The 4792-nt window shown below is 45.3% G+C and carries 6 protein-coding genes; 4 read left to right on the top strand and 2 right to left on the bottom strand.

The window, feature by feature from the left end; translation table 11 throughout:
* Nucleotides 1-611: hypothetical protein (locus A3761_RS27715; RefSeq protein WP_197473045.1), on the top strand; the 611-nt coding region annotated here is incomplete at its 5' end.
* Nucleotides 612-619: 8 nt separating this feature from the next.
* Here A3761_RS27715 and A3761_RS13485 read toward each other — a convergent pair.
* Together A3761_RS13485 and A3761_RS13490 are read right to left on the bottom strand one after the other, a co-directional pair.
* Nucleotides 620-943: a hypothetical protein gene (locus A3761_RS13485; protein WP_068509494.1), complete on the bottom strand. Its 324-nt coding sequence runs from the start codon at nucleotides 941-943 to the stop codon at nucleotides 620-622.
* On the bottom strand, nucleotides 940-1374 hold the full coding sequence (locus A3761_RS13490) for a group II truncated hemoglobin (RefSeq protein WP_068509492.1): 435 nt from the start codon (nucleotides 1372-1374) through the stop codon (nucleotides 940-942). Before A3761_RS13490 ends, A3761_RS13485 begins: the two co-directional genes overlap by 4 nt.
* A 435-nt stretch (nucleotides 1375-1809) precedes the next feature.
* Here A3761_RS13490 and A3761_RS13495 point away from each other — a divergent pair, with 435 nt between their 5' ends.
* The 3 genes from A3761_RS13495 to A3761_RS13505 form a co-directional block, all read left to right on the top strand.
* Entirely contained in the window at nucleotides 1810-2496 is a 687-nt protein-coding gene (locus A3761_RS13495) for a tRNA-uridine aminocarboxypropyltransferase (RefSeq protein WP_068509490.1), read from the top strand.
* Nucleotides 2497-2525: 29 nt separating this feature from the next.
* Complete coding sequence (locus A3761_RS13500; protein ID WP_197470093.1) at nucleotides 2526-3392, top strand: RNA pseudouridine synthase; 867 nt, start codon at nucleotides 2526-2528, stop codon at nucleotides 3390-3392.
* Between the two features lie 157 nt (nucleotides 3393-3549).
* On the top strand, nucleotides 3550-4792 hold a 1243-nt coding region (locus A3761_RS13505; RefSeq protein WP_068750343.1), incomplete at its 3' end, for an OFA family MFS transporter.

The following is a 4792-nucleotide window of genomic DNA, read 5'->3' on the forward strand; positions in this document are numbered from 1 at the left end:
AGATAAACTATGACACGTATGGAGCTTATCTTAAACTGGGTTATGACAGCTTAAATAGTGCCAGCTTTCCAACAGAAGGAAATCGAATTGAGCTTTCCCTTATTCATAAAGAAGAAGATGCTGATAATGTAACGCTTCAAGATGGAGGGCAAAGTGATTTCGGCGTCCAGTCTACTCAGCTTGGCTTTGAGTGGAAGGGCGCGATTAGTATTGATAGCCATGCCTTTGTAGGCAAGGCTGCTTTTAATAAGATGTTCGTAGATGATGGCGAACACAGTGTTAACAATGCTTCTTTAGGTGGTTTTTTAAACCTGTCCGGTTTTAACGAGCGAGACCTGAGCGGGCCGCATAAGGCCTTTATGGCATTGATTTATCAATACGACTTACGTGGAGGCTTTATTAGAAAAACAGGTTTGCCCTTATACGTAGGACTTAGCGCAGAAGCTGGGAATGTGTGGAGACAGGATGAGAAAGTCGACCTCGAAGAGCTTATTTATGGTGGTAGTATCTATCTAGGCACCGACACCATAATGGGCCCAGTTGCTTTGGGCTACGGTGCCAATGATCATGGTGCCAGCTCGGTATACTTTTACCTGGGTTACGAGCTGTAAGTTTGCCGCTAAGAGAAGTATTCCACTATCCAGGTATAGAGTAGGTCGACGCTTATATCTGCCAGCTTGATTTGCTGAAATGCATCATCAGGGTCCTTATCTCGGTAAGCGAACTGATACATAAGCTGTTCGGGCTGTTCATCATGCAGAATCAAGATGATTCGTTTACCACTTTTCAGACAATCAATTGTCATGACGTCGGCCGGAATCCCGTTAGCTCGCATATTTTTGCTGACACCGACAACCGGATTAATGTTGGCGTGCTCTTGCTGGATTTTTACGTGAGTGTCGGTGGCCAGGTCGGAGAGAATGGATAAGGGGGTTGTGCTCACGAAGGCTCCTCGTCATGTTTGCTGTGGCTGGTTTGATGAATCATCTCTGCAGGTCTAAATAGCTGTTCTAATAAATAGCTTTTGAAAGACTCTGGGTATTCGAGAGTGTCGAGAGCTTTCTCCATACATAGCATCCAGGCGTCTCTTTCTTCACTATCTATGGTGAGGTGGCTATGTACTTTAGGGATGCTAATCGATCCAAAGTGTTGCATATACAAACGCGGTCCACCCATCCACCCGGCCAGGAAGTAGGTGAGCTTCTGTCGGGATAGAGTCAAATCTTCAGGGTGCATTTTCCGAATGACTTGTGCTTCGGGTAGGGTATCCATCATTAAATAGAACGTATCAACTAAACGTGTCAGTCCCGGTTCACCGCCTGCGGCAACAAAGGTCGAGTCACCTTGGCCATACTGTTTATCGCTAATATTCATTAAGTTATCTAACTTTGTTTTCTCACACTTACCAAGCCTTTACTAGCTTAAGCAATGTTTTGTCAGTTTGTTCAGTGCCCTGATTTAAACCATGCCTCATCACTTCCAGAGGTATAATTCAGTCGCGGCCACAAATAGTTTGAGCAGTTGATTCAGCACGATTGGAGATTTGATAAGGGCGTTTAGTTTCTGAGCTTGTCATGTGCTTAATAATGACGTGAAAAATCTTGAAGTCAAATTGAGTGATACTAAATCGTGATTGGCTTATCTGGAAGGGCGGATTCGTTTAATAAAAAGGTTTGAATTATTAAGTAATTAAGATGCCATTAAAGTTAAACTAAGCAGACCAGCCTGTAAAACGCCTAAGTGCGTGTTTTATTATGGTTTACAATTCAGTCATTAGAATCCTTAAAATTGCAAAGAAGTCGGAGAGTTATGCACCTTAATGCAGTCTCAAAATTACGAGATGAGCAGAGTAAAAAGATACATCGGCCTTTTTCTGCTCGTGGTAGCAAGTTAGAAAGGTGCCCGTCATGCCTATTAGTTGAGCATCATTGCATCTGTGCAGAGCGACCCGTTGTTGAGGCTGCTTGTGCATTTTGTTTTATTCTCTATCAGGGGGAAGTATTTAAGCCCAGTAATACCGGACGCATCATCGCAGATCTTATCCCTGACAATTATGCTTTCCAGTGGCAACGTACCGAGCAGGAGGCTGCTTTGCGCGATCTATTGGAGAATCCAGATTACTTTCCTATCGTGGTCTTTCCTCATGAGTATGCAGAAGCTGATCAGTGTATTCGAAACCCGGTTGAAATAGAGAGTCAAGTGCATGGCAAGAGGCCTTTATTTATTATCTTAGATGGAACTTGGCGAGAGGCTAAAAAAATGTTTCGTAGTGCTTATCTTCGGCCTTTTCCTGTGTTGGGGATTAGCCCTGAAAAGGTGTCAAATTATCAGCTGCGCGAAGCATCACAGGATCATCAGTTATGTACGGCCGAAGTGGGTGTTGAAGTACTGAAGTTGGCGGGTGAGCATGAAGCTGCGCAAAGCTTGGATAAATACTTTAAACTCTTTCGAGAGCGTTATTTGGCGGGTAAGGCGAATATCATTCTTAAACGCTAATATTGTGTCTTTAATCTAAGGTTAATAATGTGACAGAAATAGTCGAATTCAAACTAACGCTCGATGAAAGTAATTGCCACATTAAGGCAAGCCAGATACTCGCCAGTCATACGAATCTCTCGCAAGCCAAGATAAAAGACGCCATGCAAAAAGGCGCTGTATGGTTGCATCGAGGGAAGGGGAAGCAGCGTTTAAGGCGAGCTAGTAAGGCGCTAAAGGCTGGTGATGAGCTTGAACTTAATTATAACGCTGAAGTTCTCAGGCAAGCTATCCCTGAACCAAAGTTGATCCATGATGCTTATGATTACAGTATTTGGTTCAAACCCTATGGCCTGAACTGCCAGGGAAGCCGATGGGGAGACTTTGCCAGTATTAATCGTTGGGTAGAAGTAAACCTTGCTAAGCTTAGCAATACCCATGAACGACCTGTCTTTCTAGTCCATCGGTTGGACAGAGCAACCACGGGTTTAATGGTTTTATGTCATAGTAAAAAAGCTGCGCAATGCTTTAGTGAGATGTTTAGTCAGGGGAGGGTTGATAAACGCTACCAGGCAATTGTGCACGGTGATTTTTCTATCTTCCCGCAAGACTATGAAGTAAATAGCCCTGTGGAGGGTAAAGCCGCATGTAGTATGTTTTCTTATGTTGAAGGTAAGGGCGAGTATTCCCTACTTGACGTTAGATTACTAACGGGCCGCAAGCACCAAATTCGCCAACACATCTCCTCCTTAGGCTACCCGATTGTTGGCGACCGGCTATATGGTAAATCATGTGACACGGAAGCTGAGGGTGTTAGGGATCTGCAATTGCAGTCGGTATCACTGAGTTTTGACTGCCCGTTTGAACATTGTAAACAGAGTTTCAAAGTCGCTGAGCAAGATCATCTTTGTCTCTAGGCACTATTCCAATTTTTCAAAAACTAAGCCTAATCTACGCACCTGTTGACTCCCGTCATTTTCTTCTGCCGTACTCAGACTATATTGAGCACTCAATAAAAAAATCTCACTCGCCTCCTAAAGGCGGTCTTCATGTTCGTAGAGATAAGGAAGGGATATGTCTGAAATACTAAAGAATCCGGGGTGGAAGGTAGCCATCGCGGGTACAGGGATCAACCTGGCTCTAGGGGTGCTTTATACCTGGAGCATTTATCAATCCAAGATTGTTGAATCAATTGAAGCGGGCGGTGCCGGTGGATTTAATTGGGACAGAGCTTCGGTTGGCGATCCTTATGCCATCTGCTGTTTAGTGTTTGCCTTTACGATGATTCTGGCGGGTAAGTGCCAGGACTTATTAGGGCCCAGGGTAACGGCACTGATTGGTGGCGTGTTAGTGGGTGCAGGTTTGCTGGTGATTTCGCAAAGCACGAGTTATACAGCTTGGGTGCTTGGTTTTGGTGTGCTCACCGGTGCAGGTATCGGTTTTGGTTATGCTTCGGCTACGCCACCTGCACTGAAGTGGTTCCCCGGCGGGCAGACCGGACTTATTGCGGGTTTGGTCGTTGCAGGCTTTGGCTTGGCACCTGTCTATATTGCCCCCTTGGCTTCTTACCTTGTTGGTGAGTGGGGTTTGCAAAGCACCATGATGTTTTTTGGCGCTGCATTCTTTATTGCCTTAAGCATTCTATCCCGTTTTCTTAAGAATCCGCCTGAGGGCTATGTTCCTGCTGAACCAGAATCTTCGGATCAGAATGTAGTTAAAGAACTGCCTGCCAAAACAGAGCAAGAAGACTTGGAACCGGTTCAACGCAGTGAGCCTGAAAGATCCATGGATGCATCACTGGTTATTAAAACGGCTTCATTTTGGAAACTCTGGTTTCTGTATTTTATTGGCGCTGGAGCCGGGCTAATGGTGATTGGTAGCGTGGCTGGGATGGCGAAGCAAAGTATGGGTAACGCTGCGTTTATCGTCGTCGCCATCATGGCGGTAGGTAATGCCTCAGGACGGATTATTGCTGGCGTGGTGTCTGATGCCATGGGTAAAAACCTTGCCTTGGCAATCTTCCTGGCGCTTCAGTCTTTGAATATGTTTCTGGCGATATTCGTCGTCTCTAGTGAGGGGGCGATGGCGTTCTTTATTGTCTTGTCGGCGACCTTTATTGGCTTTAATTACGGTACCAATCTGGCGCTTTTTCCTGCCTTTTGTAAGGGTTGGTGGGGCTTGAAGTCCTTTGGTATCAATTATGGCCTTCTGTTTACTTCGTGGGGAATAGGCGGTTTTGTGATGACCAAAATATCGGGAGCGATAGTCGCGAGTACCGGATCCTATGTCTGGTCATTTATCGTGGCTGGAATTCTAC

It is taken from the genome of Oleiphilus sp. HI0123, assembly GCF_001635315.1.

What these genes read in the sequence shown, in the direction of transcription:
- A3761_RS13490 (WP_068509492.1), bottom strand. Translation starts at nt 1,374, where the DNA reads ATGAATATTAGCGATAAACAGTATGGCCAAGGTGACTCGACCTTTGTT.
- A3761_RS13495 (WP_068509490.1), top strand. Translation starts at nt 1,810, where the DNA reads ATGCACCTTAATGCAGTCTCAAAATTACGAGATGAGCAGAGTAAAAAG.